The sequence below is a fragment of the Lacrimispora sphenoides JCM 1415 genome, assembly GCF_900105615.1.
Taxonomy (GTDB): domain Bacteria; phylum Bacillota; class Clostridia; order Lachnospirales; family Lachnospiraceae; genus Lacrimispora; species Lacrimispora sphenoides.
The window spans coordinates 3,122,655-3,148,804 of sequence record NZ_LT630003.1; the positions used below are offsets into that span (position 1 = coordinate 3,122,655).

General features: G+C 45.1%; 26 protein-coding genes. 4 read left to right on the forward strand and 22 right to left on the reverse strand.

Going from position 1 to position 26,150, the window contains the following annotated elements; translation table 11 throughout:
• Positions 1-204 precede the first annotated feature (204 nt).
• Positions 205-1,491, forward strand: a complete 1,287-nt coding sequence (locus BMX69_RS14070) for a M18 family aminopeptidase (protein ID WP_100042673.1) — start codon at positions 205-207, stop codon at positions 1,489-1,491.
• A gap of 2 nt (positions 1,492-1,493) precedes the next feature.
• Here the strand turns inward: BMX69_RS14070 and BMX69_RS14075 are convergent, their stop codons facing one another.
• The 6 genes from BMX69_RS14075 to BMX69_RS14100 form a co-directional block, all read right to left on the reverse strand.
• On the reverse strand, positions 1,494-2,702 hold the full coding sequence (locus BMX69_RS14075) for a molybdopterin molybdotransferase MoeA (RefSeq protein WP_100042674.1): 1,209 nt from the start codon (positions 2,700-2,702) through the stop codon (positions 1,494-1,496).
• Between the two features lie 90 nt (positions 2,703-2,792).
• Positions 2,793-5,516, reverse strand: a complete 2,724-nt coding sequence (fdhF, locus tag BMX69_RS14080) for a formate dehydrogenase subunit alpha (protein WP_465220357.1) — start codon at positions 5,514-5,516, stop codon at positions 2,793-2,795.
• Between the two features lie 20 nt (positions 5,517-5,536).
• Positions 5,537-6,799 (reverse strand): complex I 51 kDa subunit family protein, encoded by a 1,263-nt coding sequence (locus tag BMX69_RS14085; RefSeq protein ID WP_166433198.1) that lies wholly within the window; start codon positions 6,797-6,799, stop codon positions 5,537-5,539.
• 19 nt (positions 6,800-6,818) lie between these two features.
• Positions 6,819-7,304 carry an NADH-quinone oxidoreductase subunit NuoE family protein gene (locus tag BMX69_RS14090; protein ID WP_100042676.1) on the reverse strand — a complete coding sequence of 162 codons (486 nt, stop codon included), beginning with the start codon at positions 7,302-7,304 and terminating at the stop codon, positions 6,819-6,821.
• Positions 7,249-8,127 carry a formate/nitrite transporter family protein gene (locus tag BMX69_RS14095; RefSeq protein WP_100042677.1) on the reverse strand — a complete coding sequence of 293 codons (879 nt, stop codon included), beginning with the start codon at positions 8,125-8,127 and terminating at the stop codon, positions 7,249-7,251. Before BMX69_RS14095 ends, BMX69_RS14090 begins: the two co-directional genes overlap by 56 nt.
• 18 nt (positions 8,128-8,145) lie before the next feature.
• Positions 8,146-8,805 carry a molybdenum cofactor guanylyltransferase gene (locus BMX69_RS14100; RefSeq protein ID WP_100042678.1) on the reverse strand — a complete coding sequence of 220 codons (660 nt, stop codon included), beginning with the start codon at positions 8,803-8,805 and terminating at the stop codon, positions 8,146-8,148.
• A 486-nt stretch (positions 8,806-9,291) separates the two neighbouring features.
• Here BMX69_RS14100 and BMX69_RS14105 point away from each other — a divergent pair, with 486 nt between their 5' ends.
• Positions 9,292-9,879 (forward strand): hypothetical protein, encoded by a 588-nt coding sequence (locus BMX69_RS14105; RefSeq protein WP_100042679.1) that lies wholly within the window; start codon positions 9,292-9,294, stop codon positions 9,877-9,879.
• A gap of 108 nt (positions 9,880-9,987) precedes the next feature.
• On the opposite strand, the gene BMX69_RS14110 is transcribed toward BMX69_RS14105, so the two are convergent.
• The 11 genes from BMX69_RS14110 to spoIVB form a co-directional block, all read right to left on the reverse strand.
• A complete protein-coding gene (locus BMX69_RS14110; RefSeq protein WP_100042680.1) occupies positions 9,988-10,722 on the reverse strand; it encodes an AAA family ATPase in 735 nt (244 codons plus the stop codon).
• A 113-nt stretch (positions 10,723-10,835) separates the two neighbouring features.
• Positions 10,836-11,075 carry a hypothetical protein gene (locus BMX69_RS14115; RefSeq protein ID WP_054791483.1) on the reverse strand — a complete coding sequence of 80 codons (240 nt, stop codon included), beginning with the start codon at positions 11,073-11,075 and terminating at the stop codon, positions 10,836-10,838.
• 29 nt (positions 11,076-11,104) lie between these two features.
• Positions 11,105-12,076 carry a peptidylprolyl isomerase gene (locus BMX69_RS14120; RefSeq protein WP_100042681.1) on the reverse strand — a complete coding sequence of 324 codons (972 nt, stop codon included), beginning with the start codon at positions 12,074-12,076 and terminating at the stop codon, positions 11,105-11,107.
• A gap of 23 nt (positions 12,077-12,099) precedes the next feature.
• Positions 12,100-12,882 carry an HAD family hydrolase gene (locus BMX69_RS14125; RefSeq protein WP_054791482.1) on the reverse strand — a complete coding sequence of 261 codons (783 nt, stop codon included), beginning with the start codon at positions 12,880-12,882 and terminating at the stop codon, positions 12,100-12,102.
• The gene (locus BMX69_RS14130) at positions 12,879-13,475 is read right to left on the reverse strand and encodes a Maf family protein (protein ID WP_054791481.1); all 597 of its coding nucleotides are present in this window, start codon (positions 13,473-13,475) and stop codon (positions 12,879-12,881) included. The genes BMX69_RS14125 and BMX69_RS14130 overlap by 4 nt, the downstream gene beginning before the upstream one ends.
• Positions 13,476-13,636: 161 nt before the next feature.
• Positions 13,637-14,194: a putative ABC transporter permease gene (locus BMX69_RS14135; RefSeq protein WP_100043861.1), complete on the reverse strand. Its 558-nt coding sequence runs from the start codon at positions 14,192-14,194 to the stop codon at positions 13,637-13,639.
• A gap of 135 nt (positions 14,195-14,329) precedes the next feature.
• Complete coding sequence (locus BMX69_RS14140) at positions 14,330-14,788, reverse strand: divergent PAP2 family protein (protein WP_035286794.1); 459 nt, start codon at positions 14,786-14,788, stop codon at positions 14,330-14,332.
• A 13-nt stretch (positions 14,789-14,801) separates the two neighbouring features.
• The gene (locus tag BMX69_RS14145) at positions 14,802-15,371 is read right to left on the reverse strand and encodes an HD domain-containing protein (RefSeq protein ID WP_100042682.1); all 570 of its coding nucleotides are present in this window, start codon (positions 15,369-15,371) and stop codon (positions 14,802-14,804) included.
• Between the two features lie 37 nt (positions 15,372-15,408).
• The gene (gene glgA / locus BMX69_RS14150; protein ID WP_100042683.1) at positions 15,409-16,854 is read right to left on the reverse strand and encodes a glycogen synthase GlgA; all 1,446 of its coding nucleotides are present in this window, start codon (positions 16,852-16,854) and stop codon (positions 15,409-15,411) included.
• A 97-nt stretch (positions 16,855-16,951) separates the two neighbouring features.
• Positions 16,952-17,758: a sporulation transcription factor Spo0A gene (spo0A, locus tag BMX69_RS14155; RefSeq protein ID WP_025234581.1), complete on the reverse strand. Its 807-nt coding sequence runs from the start codon at positions 17,756-17,758 to the stop codon at positions 16,952-16,954.
• Between the two features lie 535 nt (positions 17,759-18,293).
• A complete protein-coding gene (gene spoIVB, locus BMX69_RS14160) occupies positions 18,294-19,568 on the reverse strand; it encodes a SpoIVB peptidase (RefSeq protein WP_100042684.1) in 1,275 nt (424 codons plus the stop codon).
• Positions 19,569-20,099: 531 nt separating this feature from the next.
• Between spoIVB and BMX69_RS14165 the strand changes: the two genes are divergently transcribed.
• Both BMX69_RS14165 and BMX69_RS14170 read left to right on the forward strand, forming a co-directional pair.
• Positions 20,100-20,540, forward strand: a complete 441-nt coding sequence (locus BMX69_RS14165; RefSeq protein WP_054791480.1) for an ASCH domain-containing protein — start codon at positions 20,100-20,102, stop codon at positions 20,538-20,540.
• 55 nt (positions 20,541-20,595) lie between these two features.
• Positions 20,596-21,432 (forward strand): prenyltransferase, encoded by an 837-nt coding sequence (locus tag BMX69_RS14170; protein ID WP_100042685.1) that lies wholly within the window; start codon positions 20,596-20,598, stop codon positions 21,430-21,432.
• A 161-nt stretch (positions 21,433-21,593) separates the two neighbouring features.
• Here the strand turns inward: BMX69_RS14170 and BMX69_RS14175 are convergent, their stop codons facing one another.
• The 5 genes from BMX69_RS14175 to BMX69_RS14195 are packed head-to-tail and all read right to left on the reverse strand — an operon-like array spanning position 21,594 to position 26,144.
• Positions 21,594-22,388, reverse strand: a complete 795-nt coding sequence (locus BMX69_RS14175; protein ID WP_100042686.1) for a hypothetical protein — start codon at positions 22,386-22,388, stop codon at positions 21,594-21,596.
• Positions 22,389-22,422: 34 nt separating this feature from the next.
• Positions 22,423-23,139 (reverse strand): DUF554 domain-containing protein, encoded by a 717-nt coding sequence (locus tag BMX69_RS14180; RefSeq protein ID WP_054791479.1) that lies wholly within the window; start codon positions 23,137-23,139, stop codon positions 22,423-22,425.
• A 4-nt stretch (positions 23,140-23,143) separates the two neighbouring features.
• Positions 23,144-24,814 (reverse strand): DNA repair protein RecN, encoded by a 1,671-nt coding sequence (gene recN / locus BMX69_RS14185; RefSeq protein ID WP_100042687.1) that lies wholly within the window; start codon positions 24,812-24,814, stop codon positions 23,144-23,146.
• An 11-nt stretch (positions 24,815-24,825) separates the two neighbouring features.
• Positions 24,826-25,275, reverse strand: a complete 450-nt coding sequence (gene argR, locus BMX69_RS14190; protein ID WP_038277094.1) for an arginine repressor — start codon at positions 25,273-25,275, stop codon at positions 24,826-24,828.
• 11 nt (positions 25,276-25,286) lie between these two features.
• Positions 25,287-26,144 carry an NAD(+)/NADH kinase gene (locus BMX69_RS14195; protein ID WP_054791478.1) on the reverse strand — a complete coding sequence of 286 codons (858 nt, stop codon included), beginning with the start codon at positions 26,142-26,144 and terminating at the stop codon, positions 25,287-25,289.
• Positions 26,145-26,150: the final 6 nt, after the last annotated feature.

A 26,150-nucleotide genomic window follows, 5' to 3' on the forward strand; every position in this document is an offset into this window, starting at 1 on the left:
GGGCGAATGCCCGTGAGCCAGGGAATCCGCAGGATTCCCTGGCTTGCACTGCGGACTTAACCAAACAGCCCGATGCCCTTAAAAACACAGGCAGAAAAGAAGAGCTCCCTTCGGCTATACCATTATACCGAAAAAACACAGTCAGAAAAGAGGAAGCGCCCTTCGGCCATACCATTAAAGCATGGGCAGAAAAGAGGAAACCATATGAATCATATCAAACAGTTAGAGACACTGATCGCCGCATCCGTTTCTCCATACCACTGCATCATGGCGGCAGCGGACCAGTTATTGTCCGCAGGATTTAAGGAACTGTCCCTGGCCGAGCCCTGGAAGTTACAACAGGGCGGGTCATACTACATAAATGTCTTTGATTCCACCCTGGTTGCATTTAGCGTAGGGGAAGAGTTAGGTGAAATACCGGCCCTTAAACTGGCAGCGTCCCATACGGACTGGCCATGTCTGAAGGTAAAACCCTCCCCCGAGGTCACTTCTCTGAAATATGGAAAACTTAACGTGGAGGTATACGGAGGTCCTTTACTGGGAACCTGGTTTGACCGTCCCCTATCCATGGCGGGTAAGGTCTGCGTAGCCGGAACATCTCCCATGAAGCCTGAGACCATTTTTGTGAATTTTTCACGTCCCCTCCTTACGGTCCCCAACCTGGCGATCCACATGAACCGGGACGCCAACGATGGAGTTTCCATCAATGCACAGATAGACATGCTTCCCCTCATAACCCGGATCACGGATGAGTTAAGTAAAGAAGACTTTTTCTTAGAAGCTCTGGCAAAAGAGGCAGGTGTGAAAAAGGAAGATATTCTGGATTATGAAATCTGCATCTATAACTGGGAGCAGGGGACTCTCTTAGGCTTGCAGAATGAGTTCTATTCTTCTCCCCGGCTGGATAACTTAACATCCGTACAGGCCTGCTTAAGCGGGATCATGGCCGGACCATGCAAAAACGGCATTCATGCCATTGCCCTCTACGATAATGAGGAAATCGGAAGCCATACCAAGCAGGGAGCTGCTTCCGCCCTGATGGAACGCATTCTTGAAAAGATCTGCTTATCTCTGGGTTATACCAGGGAAACCTTCCTAAATGTTCTTCTCAGCGGCTTTTTGCTGTCCCTGGACGTGGCTCATGCCATTCACCCCAACCATGGGGAAAAATGTGATATTAAGAACCAGATCCTCATGGGAGACGGAGTTGCCATTAAGCTTGCATCCAGCCAGGCCTACGCAACCGACGCTTCCAGCACCGGGGTCATTGAAGGAATCTGCCGGACAAATAATATTCCTTATAAAAAGTTCTCCAACCGCTCCGATATGAAAGGCGGTTCCACCTTGGGAAGCATTTCTTCTGCCCTTCTTACCATGCGGACGGTAGATGCAGGCGTGCCCATCCTGGCCATGCACTCCGCAAGGGAAGTCATGGGCACGAAAGACCAGGAAGCCCTTGTTCGACTGGCAGAGGCCTTTTTCCAGGCATAATTTTACCGGTCCTGCTTCCAATAGAGAATATCCACCATATCCCCCGGCGAAATAACCGAACCCTGTTTCTGGTCAATGATGCAGTTTGAACGGAGCATTTCGGATAAAACGGAGGAATGGTGGTTTCTGTCAAAGATATGGACGCCCATCTCATCGCTGAATGCCTGGACAAACCGCCTCCTTTTTGCCGCATTGGCGTTTCCCTCTACTACCATACGTCTTATTTTTTTCCAGGAAAGAGAATCATCGCCAACCATCCTGGCCATGACAGGCCAGAAGAACAGCCGGAAATTGACCATGGCTGCAAAGGGATAACCGGATAAGCTGAGGATGAGCTTCTCCTTGTACCGGTTAGCCATGACAGGCGTACCCGGCCGCATATTCACTCCATGAAAAAGCCGCTCGGCACCCATTGTTTCCAATGCCTCCGGAAGAAAATCCTTTTTTCCCACGGAAAGTGCGCCGGTGGTGATAATCACATCTGCCTGGCTGATTCTCTCATCCAGCATACAGGAAAAACCCCTGGCATCGTCAGGGCAGATTTCCATAAAAGGAACCTGGACTCCCTGAGCTTTCAACTGGGCGGCGATGGCATAGGCACTGCTGGGATATACCCCTACCTCTCCCAAGGGACTGGTGAGCGGTACGAGCTCATTTCCCGTTGAGATTATACCCACCTTCGGCTCTTTAAGCACTTCAATTTCCCGGATTCCCATACTGGCTAAAACGCCGATATGCCCTGCTCCCAAGCGGACCCGCCGGGGGATCATGCACGTTCCTGCCTGGAAGTCCTCTCCGATCCTGCAATAGTTCTGCCAGGGTCTTCCCTCCACATAGATCTCCGCCTGTTCCTGGCCATAGTCCGTATCTTCCTGGCGTATCACACAGTCATAGCCTTCCGGCACCACGGCACCGGTCATCACCCGAACCGCTGTACAGGGTTTTGCCTTGATGAAAAGATAATCCCCTGCACATATTTCACCAGCCACTTGAAATTGGATTGGTGTTTCCCTTGAAGCACCTTTTGTATCCTGACTTCTGACTGCATACCCATCCATACCTGATTTGGGGAAATGGGGGACAGAGAAAGGGGCTGTCACATCCTCTGCGCAAATTCTTCCATAGGCTGATAAAATGTCCAGTTTTTCTGTCTTTGTTTCTATTTTAATGCTGTTCACCAATAGGCTAACGGCTTCTTCTAATTCGATCAATCAGGCTCCTCCCTCCTAATATAAAAATAAAGGATAAAGGGGCTGCTGCAAACTAACAGATTTTGCAGCCCCTTTTCTTAAATGACAGGATTAAGCTCGTGTTACAGACACCGCACAAACCTTGTATTCCGGAATGCGGGCGATATCATCGATCACAAAATTCGTGATTTTATTAACATTTCCGTCTGCAAAATGGAAGGTCATAAATACTTCGGAAGGCATCATCTTATCTCCTACCACCGCCCTGGATTCAATTTCACCCCGGCGGGAGGATACTTTGACTTTGTCCCCGTCCTTAATTCCCAGCATGGCTGCATCTCCCTGGTTGATCTCAATATAGGAATCTCCGCAGATTTCATTTAAGCCTTCGGTTCTGCCTGTCATGGCTCTGGTGTTATAATGGTAGAGCATGCGGCCTGTGACCATCATAAACGGATAATCATTGTCAGGAAGCTCCTTGGACGGCCGGTACTTTGCCGGATAAAAATATCCAAGGCCCCGTGAAAATTTTCCAACGTGCATGATATACGTGCCTTTGCTCTCTTTGTCCAGGCAGGGCCACTGAAGTGTCTCCCCCCGGTCCAGCCTCTCAAAGCTGATGCCTCCAAAGGCAGGGGTTACGCTGGCGATTTCATCCATGATCTCAGCCGCTGTTTTTTTCTCGCAGGGATAACCCATACGGTTCATGACATCATAAAAGATGTCCGTATCCAGGCGCATCTCTCCTTCCAGAGTCACCGCTTTGCGTACTCTCTGCACCCGGCGTTCCGTATTGCTGAAGGTTCCCTCCTTTTCCCCATAGCTGGTTCCGGGCAGAATCACATCGGCATACCGGGCCGTTTCTGTCATAAACAGCTCCTGCACCACAAGAAAGTCCAGACTTTCCAGGGACTTGGCAACATGGCCCGTATCCGGATCCGTGACCATGGGGTCTTCTCCGAAAATATAGAGTCCTTTGATCTTCCCTTCTATGGCTTCCGGCAGCACCTGGGTGGACATGAGTCCCGTGGTTTCACTTAAAGGAACTCCCCATGCCCTTTCGAATTTTTCCCGAACCTCTTTGTTTGCCACCTTTTGGTATCCCGGGAAATCATAGGGCATACAACCCATGTCACAGGCGCCCTGTACATTATTTTGCCCTCTGAGCGGGTTGATGCCGCAGCCTGATTTTCCTATTTTCCCGACCACCATGGCAAGATTTGACAGGCTCATAACGCCCTCTGTCCCCGTGGTATGCTCTGTGACTCCCAGGCAGTAAATGATAGGCGCTTTTTTCGCCCTGGCGTACATCCTTGCGGCTTTGCGGATATCCTCTGCATCAATATGGCAGATCTCTGCGACCTTTTCCGGCGTATAATCTTTCACGATTTCCGCCAGCTCCTCAAACCCTTCGGTCCGCTCCCGTATATAGTCCATGTCCGCAAGGCCTTCCTTGATAATGACATGGATCATCGCGTTTGCAAACGCAATATTGGTTCCAGCCTTGATTGGCATATGGATGACCGCATCTTTAACCAGATCGATCTTACGCGGGTCCACCACAATAATCTGCGTGCCCCTCTTAATTGCCTGCCGGATCTGTGTGCCGACCACGGGGTGGGCCTCGGTTGGATTGGAGCCTATGAGTAAAATCAGGTCAACATCCTCCGTAATGTCCCGGATGGGATTTGTCATGGCTCCGGAACCCAGGGTCATAGCAAGGCCATGGACGGAGGCGGAGTGACAGACTCTTGCGCAGTTATCTACATTGTTGGTTCCAAAAGCGGCCCTCATCATTTTCTGGAAAACATAATTGTCCTCATTGGGAGCCCGGGAGCAGGAAAAGCCGGCATTGGCATCCGCTCCATACTTCTTTTTAATTTCTGTAAACCGGCGGGCGATTAAATCCAGGGCTTCATCCCAGCTTGCTTTCTCAAATTTCCCGTCCCGTTTGATAAGCGGATGGGTAAGACGGTCTCCGGAATGAATGAACTTATAGGAACCGAATTTGCCCTTTACACACAAAAGCCCTCTGTTTGACGGTCCGTAAGCCGGGTCAACCCCCACGATCCGGTTATTCTTCACCAAAAGATCCATCTGGCAGCCTGTGGCGCAATGGGGGCAGGTCGTCCGTACCTTTTTAACCTCCCAGGCCCTGTAATGCCTCTGCTGATCCTTAGAGGAAAGAGCTCCTGTGGGACAGTTTGACACACAATTTCCGCAGGATTCACAAATGGACTCTCTCCACGGAAGCTGATAGCTGGGGCTCATGCGGGTATCAAAACCGCGGTTGGAAACGCTGATAACATCACGTCCCTGCAGCTGCTGACATACCCTGGTGCAGCGCCGGCACATAATACATTTTTCAGGATGGAAGGAAAAGAAAGGATTGCTGCTGTCCGTTTCATTGGTCCCTACTCTCTTTCCATAGGGGAAGCTGGTTTTTTCCACACCGTATTCCAGACAGTAATCCTGGAGTCTGCATTCCCCGTTGGAAGCACAGTCAAAGCAGCTGAGCACATGATTACTCAAAAGCAGATCCAGGATAAACCGCCGGGATTCCACCACCCGATCCGACCTGGTGGATACTTTCATTCCAGGAGCACAGTGCTCGGAGCAGGAAGGGACCAGCCCTCCTTTTCGCCCGCCTTCGATTTCCACCACGCACATCCGGCAGGAACCGTCCGGTGCCAGTTCTTTCATATGGCAGAGAGTTGGAATCTCAATATCCAGTGTTTTACAGGCCTCCAGAATGGTGGTTCCCTTTTGTACGGCAATGGCGTGCCCGTCGATTTCCAGTTCAATCATAGAGTTGTTTTTCTCTGTTTCTAACACAGTATCCTCCTCCTTCTCCATTAACAGATACAGGCTTCGAATTCATCTCTGTAGCCGGCTAAGGCAGAATTCACAGAAACTGATACCGATTGGCCAAGTCCGCATGCGGACAAATAAGTAATATGTTCCAGCATCTTTTCAAGTCTTTCCAGATCCCCCGGCCTGCCTTTATGATGCTGAAAATTCTGAAGCAGCTCTAAAAGCCGAGTGGTTCCCAGCCGGCAGGGCGTACATTTGCCGCAGGACTCATGGACAAAAAATTCCATGACACTTGTGATATAGTCCACAACGCTTACGCTGTCATCCAATACCACGATGGCACCGGATCCCACTGCCAGCTTATGGGTCCAGAAATCTCCGTAATCATACAGGCAGCCCTTGATCTGCCCGCTGGTTCCGATGGGGCCGGACTGACCTCCAAAATGGCAGAATTTAATGGGCCTCCCTGTGGAAGTGCCGCCTCCGTATTCCTCGCTGTAGAGAATCTCTTCAAGGGGCGTACCGAGCTGAATCTCATAAATTCCTCTATTTTTAATATGCCCGGATAAACAGATGAGTTTCGTGCCGCCCCCATCCTTTGTGCCAAGCTGTAAAAAAGCTTCTCCGCCCATATTGATAACAGCCGGAACACAGGCGAAGGATTCCACATTGTTTACAAGCGTTGGCTTTAGATAAAGTCCCACATCAGCCAGATGGGGAGGTTTCACCCTTGGACGCCCGGTTTTGCCCTCCACCGAATTAAGAAGCGCCGAGTTCTCACCGCAGACATAAGCACCGCCGCCGGAAACAATGTGGAGCTGAAAGTCAAACCCGTCAATCCCCATAATCTTATTTCCCAGATATCCGGCAGCCAGAGCGTTGCTTACCGCCTGATGGAACACTGCCTGGATGTGGCGGTATTCCCCCCTGATATATATGTAACCGTCGTTGGAACCGAAGACATACCCCGCGATCAGCATGCCTTCCATAATGCTGAGAGGATCCTTTTCTAACAGCAGCTTATCTTTAAAGGTGCCGGGTTCCCCTTCGTCTGCATTGCAGACAATGTATTTGGGAGCATCGGTGCTGCCGTATAAATGGCGCCATTTACGGCCTAATGGATAGGCTGCTCCGCCTCTTCCGCGAAGCAAAGCGGTATCCAGTTCTCCTAAAATATCCTCCCTGTCCATTGTTACGGCTTTTTGCAGTGCCGTAAAGCCGCCGTATTTTATATATTCCTCAACGGAAGTGGAATCCGTCATTTTTCCCAATCGTTTTAAAAGGACCGGTTCTTTCATTGCCATTGTGTTTCCCCCTTTCAGCCTAAACGGCTATTTTGCCTCTGCGCAGGTCATCAATCAAAGCAGATATTTTTTCGTCGCTGAGATTTCCGAATACCGTATCCTTGATCTTAATGACCGGACCAATGTCGCAGGCGCCCACGCACGGAATATAGTGGTAAGCAAAAAGACCGTCATCTGTCGTCTTACCCATGGGTACGCCAAGCTTTTTCTCCAGGGATAAACACACCTCTTCCGAACGGGAGAAATGACAGGGCGAACTGTTGCAGATCTTAAGGACATATTTGGCCTGAGGTTTATCCTTTAGCATCGCATAATAGCTGACAATCTCATACACCCTGGTTTCGGTCATATGCAGCTCTTCTGCAACCATGGCCGCAGTTTCTTTGTCAATACAGCCTTCTTCCGAAGCAAATTGAAGATCAATTAAAATTTCCAAAATGTTTTCCTGCTTAGCTCCATCCTGCCGGATGATCCTCAGCTTTTCTTCCCTTACCCTTGTATCCATTGCAATGATCCTTTCTTTCATTTAATTTTACTTCACATTCCGTTTTGACATTCTCTTTCTGCCCATACATACAGAAGCAGGGTAGGGCGAAAACCAGCACTCCGCCAATGGCGTTGCCGATAAAGACAAACACCGTATTCTGCAGGTAATTAAGCCACGTGATCGAAGACTCACCGGAAAAGATTGCTGCCGGAATGACAAAAGCGTTTGCCACCACATGCTGGAATCCCAAGACCACAAAAATCATAATAGGAAACCACATTCCCGCCATCTTTGCGGTAAAACCCTTTGCGCTGGTCGCAAACCATACAGCCATGCAGACAAAGATGTTGCAGCCGATGGCAGAAACCAGTGCCACCATAGGCGGATCGCTGATCTTAGAGTTAGCTACAGCCATGGTTTTGGCCAAAAAGGCTCCTTCCGTCAGACCCACAAAATGCCCGAACGAATAGGCAACGATTATACTTCCAACCATATTTCCTGCCATGACCACTACCCAGTTATAAGTTAAATCCCAAAATGAGATCTTTTTCTGGAACAAACCGATGGCCATGGTCATCATATTTCCGGTGGCTAATTCTCCCCCAACCAGCACAATCGCCATGAGTCCCATGGGGAAAAGGCAGCCTCCGAGAAATGTTGCAAAGCTCCCCCACTGGGCAGGCATAGTTCCCTGTACACGTATGCAGGCCAAAAAGCCTTCTGCGATAAATGAACCGCCAAGAATAGAAAGTAAAAACAATTTCATAAAAGACAACTTCTTTTTTATTTGGGCCTTATCTCCCAAAATATCCAAAACTTCTGCCGGACTAAAAAATCCCATGTTCCCCCCTATGTAACTTCATTCATTTTTTGTTGTTTTCAGGTTCCAATTTTGCACATCTTCCGGTGTGTTTAAATTTACGATAGCATTTATTTCCGTATCGCTTAAGCAATACAGCCCCACATTCAGGGCCGGAAAAGCACTGCGAGGCTTAAGTTCTCCTATCTCCATTTGCTTTTTAAAAACAGGAAGGCAGGACTTATGGTAAAAGGCGAGCAAAGGCTCTAATTTCCCCTGATGACTGCAGACCAAAACCTGTTCCTCTTTAAGCTTCCGGTACATTCGGCCGATCAGCCCAATATCCGGTAAAGGCATATCGCAGGCCATAATAAAAACGTATTCCGTCTGAACCTGCTCTAAAGCAGTGCTTATCCCGCCCATAGGACCCTTTTCCATGTAGTGATCCTCTAATATGCGAAACTCCGTAAAATCCGTCCGGCCGGCAAACTTGGCTTTTGTATTGCTGACCAAAACCACCTGTTCAAAACGGCTTTGCAGCCTCCCCGCTGTCTGCAGCAGCAAATACTGCTCATCCTCCATCAAAAATGCTTTATCAAAACCCATTCTCCTGCTTTTGCCTCCGCATAAAATGGCGGCTGTTACATTTTCGATTTTTTTATCTGCGCTTTCGAAAGAAATCACCTCCTGTTTTTGTTTTTTATGAAACTCTCCGGACATTGATACCTAAAAAAATTTTTTAGGCAATAAAATATTTTTAGGTTGTTTTTTTATATTAACACTCCATTGGTCATGTGTCAATATGTACAAATTAGTATAACGGTTGTATCTTATTTTGTTTATAATACATAAATGTATATTATTTTAGTTTTTTATCGTTATGTTTTTCTCAATTTCTTCCCGTCGTTTCCAGGACTTTTTTCAGGTAATATTTATAATTGTGTCATTGAAGCGCAGAATGCCTGGCTTTTTACTGGTTCAATAATAAAAATTAAGAAAAAGTTTTCTGCAAAGGCGTAAGCCAAAGGGATGCCGTCCTGAATATCAAAAAGTTTTTTTGTTAAATATATCACGCATTTTCGACGATTTTCCCCGTGTTTTCCATGTTGTGCCCATGTTAGGAACGTGTTATAATAAAAATAATTTTGCACAGAATGATATTGGTTTTACCAAAAAAGTGCAGCAATTTATGAAAACGGAGCATATATGAGTACAGAAAACAAAACGCTTCTGCAAGCCATACATATGGTACTAATCGGATCAACGGGACGGAACAGCGGAAAAACAACCCTGGCACTTCAGATTATCCATGCCTTTAAGGATACATTACCGGTTGTTGCATTCAAGCTGATAACCATAAGAAATCATGGGGATATATGCCCCAGAGGAGGACAGGGCTGCGGGATCTGCCAAGGACTGAAAGGTTCCTTTGACATCACGCTGGAGACCGGTACCGGAACAAAAGATACCATGCTTTTAAAAAAGGCCGGGGCAAATCAGGTTTATCTCATCCGTGCCTATAAGGAGAATTTAAGAGAGGCGTTAGAGGAAGCGCTGAAACTGGTTCCAAAGGACGCCCTTATTCTTTGTGAATCCAACAGCGTACGACTGGTGGCTGAACCTGCTCTCTTTGTTATGATTCAAAGTACTTCTTCCAGCATAAAGCCTACCGCTGAGGCAGTAATGGAGTACGCAGATGTAATTCTTCCACAAGATGAAGTTTGCTTTGATAATTTTGTTCAGGGGGAAATGTATCAGAAAATAAAATCGAATTTTTCAGAACTGAACCAATGAAATGGAGCCGGGCTTTAAAAAGCCCGGCTCCTAAACGTTTTAAATTGAGACCAGCCATAGAACAGGCTCCAAGTCCCAACTTCTCTTAATTGTCCCATACATAACTATTTATTCAAGCAGCTCAGAAATCATTTTTTTATAGTTATTTGTAAAAGCTTTTGTAATAATGTAATGCTCCGTTTCTTCCAGTTTAACAGTTTTAAACCCCTTATCATCAATCTGGTATATCGTTGCATTGGGAAATGCCATTAAAATAGGAGAATGTGTTGCAATGATAAATTGTGAATTTCTCTCAACCAATTGATCGATCAGGCATATCAAACTCATCTGTCTGGAAGGCGAAAGTGCTGCTTCCGGTTCATCCAAAATATAAAGTCCATTTCCGCCAAATCGATTCTTTATTAACGAAAGAAAACCTTCTCCATGGGACTGTTTGTGTAAAGATATTCCTCCATAACTATCTAATAATTGAACATCGCTGTCAAGCTCATCAATATTTGTAGATACATTATAAAAGCTCTCTGCCCGGTAAAAGAAACCATCTCTTGCTTTAACATGGCTTTTTGATAAAACTAAATAATCTGATAATTGAGAATGTGTATCCTTCGTCGAGAAATTAAAGTTCCTTGTTCCACCTTCCGGATTAAATCCAGAAGCAATGGCCAGGCTTTCTAAAAGAGTCGACTTACCTACTCCGTTCTCACCCACAAAAAAAGTAACATCTGTAGAAAATTTCAATTCCTTTTGTTCAATAAGTTGTTTTATTGCAGGTATATTAAACTCATATTTAGAATCATTATATTCCTTTTTCTTATTAAAATAAACAGATTTAATGTATATCATAGTCAACTCACCTATATCGAAACAGAAGATCCTCTGGCAGCTTTCCTAAGTATCCTTTTTCCTCCCCTAACAGTCCAAAAAAGGGAAATCATCTCCCTGATTTCCCCTTCCCTTTAATGCGATTCCCCCATGGTTTCCGGCGCCACTGTCCGGCTGGTTTCCAAAGGAGATTCAGAGGTCTTACTTCCCTCCCAGTACCGGTAGCCAAACACGCCCCCAACCGTAAGGCAAACCAGTAGAAACAAGGCAAGCAGAATCCTGAGAACCCCTATAAGGATCTCCCGTCCCTGGTTTCTTCTGCGCCTCCGGCTGCGGCTGCGTCCTCTCATCCTATCATATTCTTCCGGTTTCATCTGTAGTTTTCCCCATCCTTCCCCTATGGTTAGTCAGAAAAATACTTCTTATAGATTTCAAAAAAGTTCGTGGTAGTTGTCTTGTCATCTTTGGAGAATTTTACATCTTTCCATATCTCATTGCTGAAAGTAATCGGATTATCTTTCTTAAACTGGGAATAGATCTGATCAAAAGATTCCTTTTTCCGTTTGCGGTACAGCCCGGCTTTCCTCTCCTGGGTGGCGTCTTGATCATAATCATTTACACACCGGATTATATAATATTTGCCATTATCTTCCACTACCTGACTGATCTGACCTGCAGAAAGAGAAAAGGCAGCATCTTCATAGGAGCCAGGATTCTCCCCTCTGCCGATTTTGTATGTGGTAACAGGATTCTCAGAATATTCCCTGGCAAGTACAGAAAAATCAGCCCCCTCGGCCTCGGCCTTTAAAAGCACAGCCGAAGCTGCATCCGCATCAGACATAACGATCTGATCCACCTGGATCACTTTGGCCTCGCTGTCGCTGATCTCCAGATTCATATCCTTTGTCAGTTCATCCACTACCTTATTGGACAGGTAATATTCCTCATACATCGTCCGCACATCCGTTTCCGTGGCTCCCATGTAGGAAATATCTTCCTTTGTCAGGGAAGAAAAGTATTCTTCCGACGCTTTACGGACTTCTTCCTTCTCCGCACTAGTCAGGGTGACTCCCTTATTCCTGGCAAGGAGATTCATCATTTTCATTTCCTGAAGAAATTCCTTCACCTGATCCACCAGATAGGTTTCAAAGGTCTGGCCTCCTGGCAGGTCCACTCCCCAGATCTGATTGGTATAAATCTGCTGATACCGGTTCCTCTCCGTAGCCACGATCACCATGGATTGGGACAGCGTATACGCCTTTGTCTCCAAAGATTCAGAAACAAGGGGGATATTAGCCCTGCAACCGGACAGCAGGGCAATTGCCGCTGCAGCAGCGAGAAGGACTTTTCCCATAATCTTAAATTCTCCTTTCATGAGCATCCCTCTTTTCACGCTGCTTAAAGCAGCTTCAGTATTTTCAGGACCCCGTCGTTTACGTTCGTGTCCGTCCGAAATCTGGCTGCCGCCTTTACCTCTTCCCTGGCGTTTCCTACGGCAAAGCTATAATATGCCTGCTTTAACATCTCAATGTCATTTAACTGATCGCCAAATGCCATAGTCTCCTCCGGTTTGATCCCAAGACTATCCTGAAGAAGCTTCACTGCCTGCCCTTTGTTAATTCCCGGTCTCATACAGTCCAGCCACATATCTCCTGCTATGGTCATCTTAAGGCGGTCCGCATATTTTTGCCGTAAGGTTCTGGTATGGGCCTCCACATCGGTCTTGCGGTACACGGAGACCTTGATGAATTCAGATTCCACCTTAGTTATATCCTCTACCTGCTTCACATGGAACTTGTAGCCGTTTATCATCCAGTCCAGGAACTCCTGGTTGTCAGTCTCTGTATAAATCACATCGGGTCCGCAGATCATGATATCAAGTCCAGCCATATTCCTCACATCCTGTACCATATCCATAACCGTCTTACGCTCAATGGGGTTGACGTACAGGCTTCTGCCATGACAGCCCACATAGGCGCCGTTATCCGAAAGATAGAATACCTTTTCCTTGATGGGTTCAAATATGGATTCAATGCTGAGCCACTGGCGTCCGCTGGCCGCGGCGAACTGGATCCCCTTTGCCCGCAGCTTTAAAATCACATCATAAAGCTCAGGATTCAGCTCGTTGCCTCCATCCGGCACAAGAGTTCCGTCAATATCCGATGCAATCAGTTTAATCATTCCTTATCCTCCTGTTCAAACATCTGCTTTATCTCCTGGTACACACGTCCTACAGGCAATCCTACTACATTATTATAATCGCCGTCAATCCCTTTAATAAAAGCTGCGAATATTCCCTGTATCCCATAGGCCCCGGCTTTGTCCATAGGATCTGCACTGTCTGCATAGGCCCTTATCTCCCCGTCAGACATGGGATAGAGATGAACGTCGGTCTTTTCCACAAATGTCCTGACTTTATTTCCACGGTCTCCACAATACACCAGGGTAACCCCTGTGTATACCTGATGGGTCCTTCCTTCCATCAGGGAAATCATCCGGTAAGCGTCCTCGTGGCTGACTGGCTTGCCCAGAATCTCACCGCCTGCAGCAACTACGGTGTCCGCTCCGATGACATAAGTCCCCGGCTGCATGCGGCTGGCCACATCTTCTGCCTTCTGGCGGGACAATTCCATCACCGCCTCCTCAGGCACACTTGTGGTAATCTTCTCCGCTATGGTGCTGGGCACGATTTCCGGCGTTATTCCGATCTGAGCCAGAAGCTCTTTCCTTCTTGGTGAAGCGGAAGCCAATACAAGCCTTTCTATCTTATTCATCCCTAACCTCCAGTCACTTTTTCTGATTAATATATATAGAATAGACACAAGCGTCTATTCTTGTACTGCATTCTCCAAAAGACTCGAAAGCGAATTGGGCCCATTGCTTTTATGCTATAAAATAGCAAATAAGCGGGACCCATATCGAATCCCGCCAATCATCAATAAACCTTCAATCGTCCGATCATGGACGTATCATCATCGTCATAGTCATCCCGAAGCTGCATCCTCATGGTGTATATGAAATCTGCCATATAAAAAATCAAAAGGCCCATTGCCACCAATCGTTCAAAATCATCCGGTATCATCCCTGCCATCTGATTGACAAATCCGTTTAGGAAGCGGAAATAAAAAATTCCCAGGAACCCCCATGCAATGCTGCTTTCCAGACAGATGATCCCTTTGTAATTAAACAGCTTCCGGCTATAATCCCACCAGAAGGAACCGAACAGCCTAATCATCATGTGAGCTGTTAAAAGCTCCATAAAGGTTGCCATAGCCATAGAGGCGAAATAAAGATGAACCGGATTGCCTGCAAGAGGCTTAAGCAGGATCATCGCTCCCGTGGCACCAAATCCATAGATGATACAGAACGGTCCATGTCCGAATCCTCGATTCAGCACAGGCCTTTTATTCTCAAAACTGAGTACGGAACATTCAAGAAGGTATCCAAGTAAACTGAATAGGAAAAAACAGTTTATCCTATGATAAATTGACATATCCATTTTACCTCCAATTTTAACAATTTTTGAACTTGTTAAAGTATATAATGGATATCTTAAGAAATCAAGGACTATTTTCTTACGATTCCCAGAAAATTTTCTTCTTTATTCCCGTAGATGCAACGTATTTGATTAATAGTACTGAGAGATAAACAGCGCCAGCAAGATTCCTAAAATTGCACCTGCCGCCACCTGAAGCGGGGTATGTCCTACATATTCCTTTAATCGTTCCTGTAATATCTCTCCGCTAAGCTCAAATGGGTTTTCCAGCAGGATGCTGTTTAACAGCTTGGCCTGTTTTCCGGTTTCCCTGCGCACCCCCATGGCATCATACATGACAATCATGGATAGGACAAAGCAGACCGCAAACTCAAAAGAACCGACGCCATAGCGGTAAATGGCGGCGGTCGTCAACGCACAGACCGTTGAGGAATGGGAACTGGGCATTCCCCCAGATCCCACAAGCCTCTCCGGATTAAAGTTTTTGTTAAGGGCCAGGTCAATGATCGTTTTTAAAACCTGTGCCACCAGCCAACCGGCAACTGCAGTAATCAAAACCTGATTCCCAAGTATATCTTCCCAAAATGTCATGGTTTCCTCCGTATTATGCAGCGCTTTTCTTTCCAAATCCAAATAAGATCCAACGCTTGATCCTGGCCATTGTTTCAATCAGTCCGCAAAATTTATCAGAATAAATGATCACCATTCCCTCCCGGCTCTTTGGGGGGATGGGTGTCAGCGGCCACATATGGCGTAAAATCATATCTTTTTCTTTTTCTGTTAAATCAAAATATTTTACTGCATTATTGAGTGCAGTCCGGGGATGAGTAAAACCATGGAAATGTTCCCCCGTTTCCTTTGCATGGGTATGCCAATCATACAAAAACAAATCATGAAGCAGACCGGCTCTTGCGACCTCAGCATAATCCCAGCCCATCTTCCTGCAAATACAGTAGCCCATATAGGATACCTTAATGCAATGAGCCTTGCAGCTTGTGTCTCCGTGCTGCATATAATTATCCATGGACTGGAATACCGGACTATCTATAATGTCCCTGACGCAGTCCATATAATCTGTATCTTCACAATAATCTTCCCGTTCTACCCAGGAAGAATCTTCTGCCCATCGAATTGCTTCTTCTTTTTCTTCTCGGGTTAAATGCATGCTGTCCATCCTTATTCAAACGCTTCTTTCCTGATCCATGGCCGGCTTAATCGCCAATCAGCCAATCATAAAGTTCCTGATATTTCATGGCTGAAGTTTTCCATGAGTAATCCTTTGCCATGGCGCGGTCTATGATCTTGTTCCACTCACGCTTCTTATCATAGTAGACCCCCTCCGCGTACCGGATAATCCCTAACATCTCGTGAGCATTATAATTAGAGAACGAGAAACCGGTTCCCCGGTTCTCATATTCATTATACGGCTCAACCGTATCTTTTAAACCACCCGTTTCCCGTACAATGGGTACGGTGCCGTACCGGAGAGCCATAAGCTGGCTCAGACCGCATGGTTCAAACAGGGACGGCATAAGGAATGCATCACAGGCAGCGTAAATCTTATGGGACATTGCCTCTGAATAATAGATATTGGCTGAAACCTTATCCTGGTATTTCCACGCATAATGGCGGAACATATTCTCATACCGTTCTTCTCCGGTACCAAGGACTACCAGCTGGATATCATCACTGCACAGCTCATCAATCACGCACTGGACCAGATCCAGACCTTTTTGGTCTGTCAGTCTGGAAACAATACCGATTACAAACTTCTTCTCATCCTGATTCAGTCCAAGCTCCTGCTGCAAAGCCCGCTTGTTCTTCACCTTTTCCTTACGGAAATTTTTTAAATTATAATTCTTTTCAATATGCGGATCGGTTTCCGGATCGAACTCCTCATAATCAATGCCATTGACAATTCCCCGGAGGCTGCCTGCACGTGCACGCATCAGGCCATCTAACCCTTCCCCGTAAAACGGCATCTTAATTTCTTCCGCATAAGTATCGCTTACCGTAGTTATGGCATCGGCATAAACAATGCCGCCCTTTAACAGATTGCCATCTTTATATGCTTCCAGCTTATCCGGAGTAAAATAATAATCCGGCAGACAGGTAAGCTTCTGTATCGTCTTTGCATCCCATACGCCCTGGAACTTTAAGTTGTGAATCGTGATTACGGATTTCATGTTCCTGTAAAAATCTCCATCATGAAACCGGTCCTTTAATAAAACAGGAATAAGGGCGGTCTGCCAGTCATGACAGTGAACCACATCCGGCTGGAATCCGATAACCGGAAGCGCTGACAAGGCTGCTCTGGAGAAAAAACAAAACTTTTCCAGGTCATGATACCAGTCCCCATAGGGCTTGGAACCATTATAATATTCTTCGTTATCAATAAAGTAAAAGGTAATGCCTTCATGAGCATACTGAAGAATTCCCACATACCTGTTTTGGCCCAGATAGTCCATATAAAAATGGTCAATATAGGTCATCTGGTTCCTCAGCTCTTCTTTGATACATAGGTATTTGGGAATCATGACTCTAACATCGAAATACTTTTTATCGAAACACTTGGGAAGGGATCCCACAACATCTGCGAGACCACCTGTCTTAATAAAAGGTACTGCCTCTGATGCAACAAATAAAATCTTCTTCATCCAAAAACCTCCCTTATCCTTTTCCCGCTGGGGTATTGTCGGTTTTTATTTAGTATACTGCATTTTAAAGAAATAAGGAAGTATCAAAAGTTACAAATTAGGAAAGTTTTTTGTAATCCAGTCTTATCTTATCAGCAATTAAAGCAATAAATTCAGAATTCGTAGGTTTTCCTTTGCCGGTGCTTACCGTATATCCAAACAATTCATTGATGGTATCCATCTTTCCCCTGCTCCAGGCCACCTCTATGGCATGGCGGATCGCACGTTCCACCCTGCTGGGAGTTGTCTGATGTTTCTTTGCAATGGAAGGGTAAAGTATCTTAGTGACAGAGGTGAGCATTTCCTGATCCTGTACGGAGATAACAATGGCATCTCTCAAATACTGGTAACCTTTAATATGCGCAGGAATGCCTATTTCATGAAGCATCTGTGTTACATCATTTTCCAGGTTCTGCTCCATGTATTCCGTTTTATTGACATAAGGTTTTACTTTTTTCATCCCCTGTAAGCTGGGAGTCTTCGACTTTCTCTGTCCTACCCTTCGTACCTTATCGACGATAATATCCTTATTAAACGGCTTCATTATGTAGTAATTTGCTCCCATTCGGAAAGCATCTTCAGTAATATTCTCGCTTCCTGCTGCAGTTACCATAATAAATGACGGAATCTTTGTAACAGCACCATTTCCGCGCACCCGTTCCATAACTGTTATTCCGTCCATTCTCGGCATAATCACATCCAATAAGACAACATCAGGATTTGTTTTGAGGATCATGTTATAAGCGTCTTCGCCATTATCCGCTCTTCCTACTACGTGAAAATCCTCCTCTCCCTCCAGTATATCGTTCAGCAGATTCAATGTCTGCAGGTTATCATCCGCAATCGCAATACTAATTTCTGACATATTGATACTCTCCTTCTGATTCTTCAAAAATAGATTAAAACTAGTGTAAAGCCATTATAGTCTTGCCCTAGCTCATGCCGCAACGGGATTCTATCGCATTATTCGACAAAAGGAACTGATTTTTAAGTTGATTTTAAAAGTATTTTTTTCCTTTGTTACGTCGAAGGTCGAAAAGGCTTACCCCGGTCCAAAACCTTAAAGGTCCTTTGATTCTCCACCGGTGTTGAAAATTGAAACTCCTTGTCGTCAAAAAATTTCCGAAAATTTCCATCCCATGAATCTTATATTAGCACATAATAATTACCTTGAAAAGCACATTCTATAAAACATTCTATTTTTGTAACTTCATTTTCTATATTTCGACTATTAAGAAAAAATATTTAAATGCACTTATTGTGAAATACTTCTGAAAATATTCTCTTTTAGCCAAAATCCGTTGTAATTATTATTATTTAATCAAAAATGTGAAAAGAAAAGAAAAGAACGGCGCCGTAAATTTTTACGATTCTGTTCTTTTCTCTCCTGGCCTTAGGACTCAGTGATTGATCATGTTTTCGATGAATATCCCATACCCTCTTGTTGAGTCCTGGATAAACACATGGGTTACAGCTCCTATCAACTTTCCATCCTGTATAATCGGGCTTCCTGACATGCCCTGCACGATTCCGCCGGTCAAAGCCAAAAGATCCGGGTCTGTGACCTTAATCACCATTCCCTTACTTTTATGAGTGGTGGAATAATCCACACGCTGTATTTCAATCTCATAATCCCTCACCTTTCCGGAAACATCGCTTCGGATGTAGGCCGTTCCCTTCTTCACATCCTGCCTGTAGCCAATGGGAATGGCATCCTGCACCATGCTCTGTTTAAACCTGTCATTCACGTTTCCAAATATTCCTTCTTCTGTATTGGCGGTAATCGTTCCCAGGGTCGATCCTGGTCCATAATAGATGATCCCGCTCATCACTCCCGGCTTTCCAAAGGTTCCCTTTTCAATTCCTAGAATCGCTGTCTCATAAAGGGCTCCATTGGTAATCTGGACCACATTGCCGGTATCACTGTCGCTGATTCCATGACCCAATGCACCGAACTGTCCGTTCATGTCCACATAAGTCATGGTACCAATTCCCTGAGTGTCATCTCTGACCCAGACTCCCAGCTTGTAGGTTCCGTCTTCTGCTTCCGTGGGATTCATTTTTACATCAATGGATTCCCCGTTCCGTCTGATTTTGAGCATTGCTTCTGAGGCGCCTATTTTGCTCAGCTCATTCATCAGAGTTTCTTTGTCCTTAAGAGGTGTTCCATTGATGGCTTCAATATAATCCCCTGATTGCAGTATCCCGAAAGCAGGCTCTACAACCATTCCGTCCTTTTTTGTTACATCTCCGGTACCGATTACCATGATACCGTCGGATTTTAAGTAGATACCAATGGGTGTGCCGCAAGGAATGGCATATTTGGTATCTACTACATTCACCTGTATGTCCTTTAATTGGATCCATCCAAACAGCTTAAGCCCCAGCTTATAGCTTCCCTGGTTTTCCGAATATAAGGAAAATGGCTCATTTACCTGAAGATGGATCTTGTCGGAAGGAATATTTGATCCATTATTTAAGACCACTTCCTCGCTGTCAGAAGACAGCGTCACATCAAAAGGCATGGAGAAATGAAACTGCTCTTCTTCTTGTGCAACGATATTTAACTTGTCGGGAATTACCCGCTTCATATAGAACCAGGAAAATCCGATGCAAAAGATCAGGCTGATCCAGAACGCTCTTACTATAAATTTATGAAATTTATTTTTTCCCATCTCGCATACCTCCTTAGGTGAATGAAAGGAGACAATTTTTTTGCTCCTCTCTTAGTATGTGAGAAATTAACTAAATCACACTGTCATATTTTAGTTGTAACTATTTTCTTTCGGTGGCAGCTATTGCAATAAAATGGATATCTCTATTAGCTTTATCATCAGTCTGAACGATCAATTCAAATTCAATAATTATTTAAAAAAGATGTGATGCATATTCTTTATTTATTCTTATCATCTCCGTTTTTTCATTGATTAAACAATAAAAAATGATTAATAAGCATGCATAACACATTGATGAAGATGGCTAGGATAGAGGACTTTTTGCTGATTTTATTTGTTTTCCTTCCCTTGTTTCCCGAGAGGTATCCCTTAACCCCTATTACTTTTCTGCAAATAGATATTCATTATAAAATTGTGTGGAATTATTGCAGGAATTATTGTATAATTTTATAATAAATAAGAAACTGATACGGAGTGATTTTGTATTTTGCGGTTTTAAAAATAACTGAAAGATGGGATAATTAAGATAGTATGAATGCAGAACAGATGTGGGATAAATTTGTATTGAAAAATCAAATCGAAGGAACGGAATATCAATCATGGGCGTTTGGTGCTGTACCTGATGAACTGGCAGAATTAGTATTAAGAGGCATTAAAACAGGGACAGCTTCTGCGTATCCCATATATGAAGCAGAAAACGAAGCACTGCCAAAAGTAGGAGACTATAGCGTTATCCTCGACTCAAAGGATGATGCGGTTTGTATTATTAAAACAACGAAAATTTCCATCGTCCCATTTCGGGAGGTAAGCGAGGAACATGCCGGGAAAGAAGGCGAAGGCGATGGTTCTTTGGAATACTGGAGAAACGTGCATGTTGAATTTTTCAGCAAAGAGATGTCTGAAACCGGAAAAATTTTTGATGAAGATATGCCAGTCGTATGTGAGGAATTCGAATTAGTGTATAGACCTTAACGTTTGGGTGCTTGAAAAACTAATAAGCGGAATAACTGTTGTGGAGGACTATAAAATGGCGGTGGAAAATCAATACTTATCAGATGTGGAAGCAATATTATCTCACAGGCATGACAATGGGGCTGACCTTTGGGCAACTCCCGACAAACGGCTTTTGAAAGGATCTCCGTTTTCGACTTTTGACAGCGTGCTTTTTTTATCGGAACTTGGAGTGCCGCCGGAAGATCCTGTTTTAAAAGCTGCTGCTGATTTAATTTTCAGCGTATGGCAGGATGACGGGCGTTTTAAAATTTATCCCAAAGGTAGTATTTTACCATGTCAAACGGCAATAGCTGCCAATGTATTGTGTCATTTGGGGTATGTTTCCGATAGCAGAATTCAAACAACCTTTCGCCATTTTTTGGATACACAATACAAAGACGGAGGCTGGCGCTGCAATAAGTTTTCATATGGCCATGGGGAAGAAACGGAGTATTCCAATCCGAAACCTACACTGAATGTGCTTGATGCCTTTCGTTTCAGCGACTATTTAAATAAAGAACAGGCGCTTCATAAAGCAGTAGAATTTCTGCTTGAACATTGGGTCATTCGTAAACCCATCGGTCCTTGTCATTATGGTATTGGAACTCTGTTTATGCAGGTTGAATACCCATTCCGCAATTATAATTTATTTGAATATGTCTATATTCTATCTTTTTATGACCGTGCAAAAAATGATAGCCGTTTCCTGGAAGCATTTGATTGTTTGAAATCAAAAACAGTTGACGGTCAGATCATCGTTGAGCGAGTGGTCCCTAAGTTGGCAAAACTCTCTTTCTGCAAAAAGGGAGCTCCAAGCGCATTGGCAACAAAACGTTATCATGAAATTTTAGAAAACCTCAATAAAAAATAATCATTACAGGCTGTTATTCTGAAAAAAGAGTGTAAGCGAATAAAAAAATGCCGCAATCCTGCAAAAACATAGTGTTCATGCAGTTTACGGCATTACATGTCTGACGATGAAGAAAAATTCGAAAGCGGAAAATGAGCAGGCGAATAGAAAATCTCAGAAAATCATCTTGCTGACGCATACAAAGGATCCGCTGCCCGAACCATATCAGCGTATTCTTTTTTCAAACCCTCAAAAGCATTCTCAACTTCTTTATGTATATCCACATGGGCAATAAACCCTTTTCCTTTCGGTCCATATCCGTCTGCATTGTCTGACAATCGGGGAATCTCGCCCATTAACAGGGTTATATACCTGTCCATATCCCACATTCCCCATATCTCTTCTTCAAAAGCAAGTTCCGAATCCCTCACAATTACATGTGCGCGGTAAATGGCATAATTAATGATAGTCACATCTTCAGCGACATATTTCCGGAGTCCTGCTTCCATTCGATGCTGCATGGATGCATCTTGTGCAAGTATGATACTGTTGAAAGAAATGTTGTTTTCCTTTAGCAGTTCCAGAAGATATGTTATATTGTTTCCGCAATTTGTAGAATTACATTCCAGAAAATCTGCCTTTAATCCATAACTGTGTTCGATATATGCTTCAAATATCTTTGCTTCCGGCAGACCGGCTGTTTCTATATCAGGGAATTCTTCATGCATCTTAAGACGCAGGGTTTCCGTTGTATGACCTGCCCCGCCTGCAATGATGTATTTTTTTGCTATTCCCCTTTTCATTGCATGAGCCAGGATATCCCCGCCGCAGAGAATGCTGCCGCCGAAAAGGACCATTACGTCTGCCTGTTCTATTCCATATTTTTTTCTCAGATACTCTGATGTCAATGCAGGAACATCCCTCTTCCCACAAAAATCACCTAAAATATTTACACATTCCGCAATATATTCTTTCAATGATTTTTCCTTTCAATGCATCAATGGACAGGTTCTAAGGAACAAAAGCAAAAGCCACTGCCAAAAATATGGCCGGTAGCAGATTGGCAACTTTTATCATCTTTCCCCAGATAAGATTCATGCCCACGCAAAAGATCAGGACGGAGCCGGTTAATGACAAATTAGACAGAGCCTGGGCCGTCATAATGGGTTCAATGAGTCTTGCCAGAAGGGTTATGGTTCCCTGAAACAGGGCTACCGGTATAGCCGAAAAGATGCATCCTTTTCCCAGGGAAACAGTCATGACCAGAATAATGATCAAATCAAGGAGAGCCTTTGCAGCTAGAATTGTATAATCACCGGAAATCCCATCCTTGATGGCACCTACCACTGCCATGGCTCCGATGCAGACCGTAAGAGAGGCCGTTACAAATCCGTCTACAAATTTTGCATCGCCGCTGCTGTTTGTTATTCTTTTAAGCCACTCTCCAAACCGCTCCATGGCTGATTCAATGTTCATCCACTCTCCAAGAAGGGATCCTATGAAAAACGATAGGATGAGCATCATTGTTCCCCTGCCGGCAAGCTCTCCCTGCCGGATGACCAGCATTTCTTCCATAACGCCTTCAATGCCAAGAAACAGCACACATATTCCCGCTCCGCTCATCAGCGTGCGCTGGTAACGCTCCTCCATCTTCTTCCCGAAGAGAAGGCCTCCCAAGCCTCCTGCCGCAATCCCCGCCACATTTATCAGTGTTCCAAGTCCAATCATGTTCTCATACTCCCGGGCGTCTGCCTTCTTTTGCCAGCCGCTTCATCTCTCTTGCATTCGCTCTCACTGCCTCGGTTATCTCTGCGCCTCCTAAAAGCCTTGCCAGCTCCTCTACTACCTCTTCCCCGCTTAAAGGGTGTATGGAAGTGGTTGTACGGCCCTCTTCCACCGCCTTTGCAATCTCGTAATGGCTGTCAGCCATGGCAGCGATCTGGGGCAGATGGGTGATGCAGATGACCTGATGGTTCCCGGCAATATAGGCCAGCTTTTCCGATACCTTCTGAGCCGTACGGCCGCTGATTCCGGTATCAATCTCATCAAAAATTAAAGTAGGAATGTCATCGGTATCCGCAAGCACAGTTTTAATGGCCAGCATGATTCTGGACAGCTCGCCGCCGGAAGCTACCATGCCCAAAGGCTTTAAAGGCTCTCCCGGGTTCGTGGAAATCAAAAATTCCGCTTCGTCATAGCCATTGGCTGTATAGTGGCCAAGGCGTGAAAATTCCATGGAAAATTCCACATCAATAAAATTTAAGTCCTTAAGCCCTTCCATTATTTTTTTTGTCAGTTCCTTGGCTGTATTCTTTCTCATTTCGGATAATTGACCGGAAAGAAGCTCCAGACGGTCCAAAACCTTTTGGAGTTCTTCTGCCGTCCTTTTTCTGGCTCCGTCATAATCCTCCAACTCTTCCAGGCGTTTCTGCTTTTCTTCCAGATTAATAAATATCTGACTTAGGCTTCCTCCATATTTTGCTTCAAGATTATGTAAAACATCAAGCCTCTCTTCCATCTGCCTGTATTCATCTTCGTCAAAGGACATATCATCCATGTATGAGGTTATTTCCCGGCTGATATCACTTAAAATGGAATCGGCATCAAATAACTGATCCCTTATGACAGAGAGCCTGTCATCATAGGAGGCTACCGTTTCCACCTCTTTTAAAGCACGGCTGATGAAATCCGTATCCACGGCGGAATAAGCCATGGAAAGGCTTTCGGATATCTTTTTTGCATTCAAAAAAAGACGGTATCTGGAGGTCAGTTCTTCCTTTTCCCCTTCTTTTAGCCCGGCATTTTCGATCTCTTCTATCTCATAGCGGATAAAGTCCATTTCCCTGAGCCTGGCTTCTTCGTCAAGCTGGAAGGCGGAAAGCCGGTCCTTTAACCGGACGTATTCCCGATAAGTGTCTGCAATATTCTCTTTTAGCTTATGGGACTTTTTCTCCTGGTAGCGGTCCAGAATCTCAAGATGTTTTGATTTGTAGAGTAAAGACTGATGTTCATGCTGTCCATGAATATCGATGAGAAGGCCCGTGATTTCCCGCAGCTTTCCTGCGGTTACGGTTTCATCATTGATTTTGCTTAAACTTCTGGAGGGCATGATCTTCTTTGAGATGATCACCGTGCCGTCTCCATCCGGATAGACATCAAACGCCTTTAACAGGCGGACTTTCCCCGGGTCACTGACCGTAAAGATCAGCTCAATATAGGCGTATTCTGTGCCCTTTCGAATGATATCCTTTGGTGTTTTTCCCCCCAGGGCAATGGTAACCGAACCGATAATAATAGATTTACCGGCTCCGGTCTCACCGGTCAGGACATTAAAGCCCTGTCCAAATTCCACATCGGCTTTTTCGATCAGGGCTAAGTTCTTTACGTGTAATTCTGAAAGCATGGCGGCCTCCTTTATCCCGTAATGAGTTTCTTTAGTTTGTCCATCATAAGTATGGTATCATCGGCACTTCGAATGGCACACATGATGGTGTCGTCACCTGCGATGCAGCCCACCATCTCACCGAAATGAAGGGCATCAAGTGCCGCCGCCACTGCCATGGCCATGCCGGATACCGTCTTAATAACCAGAATATTCTGCGCCATGTCCATTGATAAAAAGCCATCCCGCAGGATCCGGATGTATTTGTCACTGAAAGAGCCCTGGTTTTGAAGTACCACATACCTCTGCTTTCCTGACTCAGACTGAACCTTTGTAAGCTTCAGCTCCCTGATGTCTCTGGAAACCGTCGCCTGAGTGACCGCAAAGCCTGCCTGATTCAAATAATCTGCCAGCTCCTCCTGGGTTTCAATCTCGTGTTTTCCAATAAGTTCCACAATTTTGCTGTGTCGTTCCAGTTTCATAGTGCCCCTCCCTATATACCAGCCATCTTGTTGCGCAGGTTATCTAAAAATGATATGTTTTTCAGCTTTATCAGAATGGTTTTAATATCCGACCGGCGTATCTCGATGCAATCGCCTGGATAAAGCTCCGTGGTCGTATCTCCGTCAAATACAGCCGCCTGGCTTATGCCCTTCTTCCCCGTCATTTCGATCTGGATCCAGTCATCTGCGGAAAGGACGATACTCCTTGTTCCCAGGGCATGGGAACAGATGGGAGTCAGGACCACCATTTTGGAATCCGGGACAATGATGGGGCCTCCTGCAGAAAGATTGTAAGCGGTGGAGCCGGTGGGTGTTGCCGCAATAAGCCCATCAGCCCGGTATTCATTTAAAAACTCTTGGTTTACATAAACCTTAAACTGAAGCATCTTTAACTGTTCGCTCCTGGTTATAACGATTTCATTTAAGGCAATATCCTGGCAGACAGCCGTTCCCTTGCGGTAAATACAGCCGTCTAACATCATCCGTTCTTCCAGCTTATAATCATTGGCAAGAAGGGCAGAAAGAGCATCATTGATATCCTCCGTGCGGGATACCTGGGTTAAGTACCCAAGGGTTCCCCGATTGATCCCGATCATGGGGATATTTCGTCCTGCCAAGTCTCTTGCCGCCTGGATCAGGGTCCCGTCGCCTCCCAGGGTGATCAGACACTCCGTCTCTTCCGGTACCATGGAAGCATCGGTATAATGGCTTTTCCCCTGCCGCTTCTCCTGGTCTTCTCCCCCGATCAGACAGACCGCCCCATGACCGGTAAGATAGTCACGAATGGCTTTCGCAGTCTCTCTGGCCCCTTCTTTGTCAGGGTTCATGATTACATAAAAATATTTCATATTAAA

Coding starts and splice junctions, on each gene's coding strand:
- BMX69_RS14070 (WP_100042673.1), top strand. CDS start 205: ATGAATCATATCAAACAGTTAGAGACACTGATCGCCGCATCCGTTTCT.
- BMX69_RS14085 (WP_166433198.1), bottom strand. CDS start 6,799: ATGGCAATGAAAGAACCGGTCCTTTTAAAACGATTGGGAAAAATGACG.
- BMX69_RS14090 (WP_100042676.1), bottom strand. CDS start 7,304: ATGGATACAAGGGTAAGGGAAGAAAAGCTGAGGATCATCCGGCAGGAT.
- BMX69_RS14095 (WP_100042677.1), bottom strand. CDS start 8,127: ATGGGATTTTTTAGTCCGGCAGAAGTTTTGGATATTTTGGGAGATAAG.
- BMX69_RS14100 (WP_100042678.1), bottom strand. CDS start 8,805: ATGTCCGGAGAGTTTCATAAAAAACAAAAACAGGAGGTGATTTCTTTC.
- BMX69_RS14105 (WP_100042679.1), top strand. CDS start 9,292: ATGAGTACAGAAAACAAAACGCTTCTGCAAGCCATACATATGGTACTA.
- BMX69_RS14110 (WP_100042680.1), bottom strand. CDS start 10,722: ATGATATACATTAAATCTGTTTATTTTAATAAGAAAAAGGAATATAAT.
- BMX69_RS14115 (WP_054791483.1), bottom strand. CDS start 11,075: ATGAAACCGGAAGAATATGATAGGATGAGAGGACGCAGCCGCAGCCGG.
- BMX69_RS14120 (WP_100042681.1), bottom strand. CDS start 12,076: ATGAAAGGAGAATTTAAGATTATGGGAAAAGTCCTTCTCGCTGCTGCA.
- BMX69_RS14125 (WP_054791482.1), bottom strand. CDS start 12,882: ATGATTAAACTGATTGCATCGGATATTGACGGAACTCTTGTGCCGGAT.
- BMX69_RS14130 (WP_054791481.1), bottom strand. CDS start 13,475: ATGAATAAGATAGAAAGGCTTGTATTGGCTTCCGCTTCACCAAGAAGG.
- BMX69_RS14135 (WP_100043861.1), bottom strand. CDS start 14,194: ATGTCAATTTATCATAGGATAAACTGTTTTTTCCTATTCAGTTTACTT.
- BMX69_RS14140 (WP_035286794.1), bottom strand. CDS start 14,788: ATGACATTTTGGGAAGATATACTTGGGAATCAGGTTTTGATTACTGCA.
- BMX69_RS14145 (WP_100042682.1), bottom strand. CDS start 15,371: ATGGACAGCATGCATTTAACCCGAGAAGAAAAAGAAGAAGCAATTCGA.
- glgA (WP_100042683.1), bottom strand. CDS start 16,854: ATGAAGAAGATTTTATTTGTTGCATCAGAGGCAGTACCTTTTATTAAG.
- spo0A (WP_025234581.1), bottom strand. CDS start 17,758: ATGTCAGAAATTAGTATTGCGATTGCGGATGATAACCTGCAGACATTG.
- spoIVB (WP_100042684.1), bottom strand. CDS start 19,568: ATGGGAAAAAATAAATTTCATAAATTTATAGTAAGAGCGTTCTGGATC.
- BMX69_RS14165 (WP_054791480.1), top strand. CDS start 20,100: ATGAATGCAGAACAGATGTGGGATAAATTTGTATTGAAAAATCAAATC.
- BMX69_RS14170 (WP_100042685.1), top strand. CDS start 20,596: ATGGCGGTGGAAAATCAATACTTATCAGATGTGGAAGCAATATTATCT.
- BMX69_RS14180 (WP_054791479.1), bottom strand. CDS start 23,139: ATGATTGGACTTGGAACACTGATAAATGTGGCGGGGATTGCGGCAGGA.
- recN (WP_100042687.1), bottom strand. CDS start 24,814: ATGCTTTCAGAATTACACGTAAAGAACTTAGCCCTGATCGAAAAAGCC.
- argR (WP_038277094.1), bottom strand. CDS start 25,275: ATGAAACTGGAACGACACAGCAAAATTGTGGAACTTATTGGAAAACAC.
- BMX69_RS14195 (WP_054791478.1), bottom strand. CDS start 26,144: ATGAAATATTTTTATGTAATCATGAACCCTGACAAAGAAGGGGCCAGA.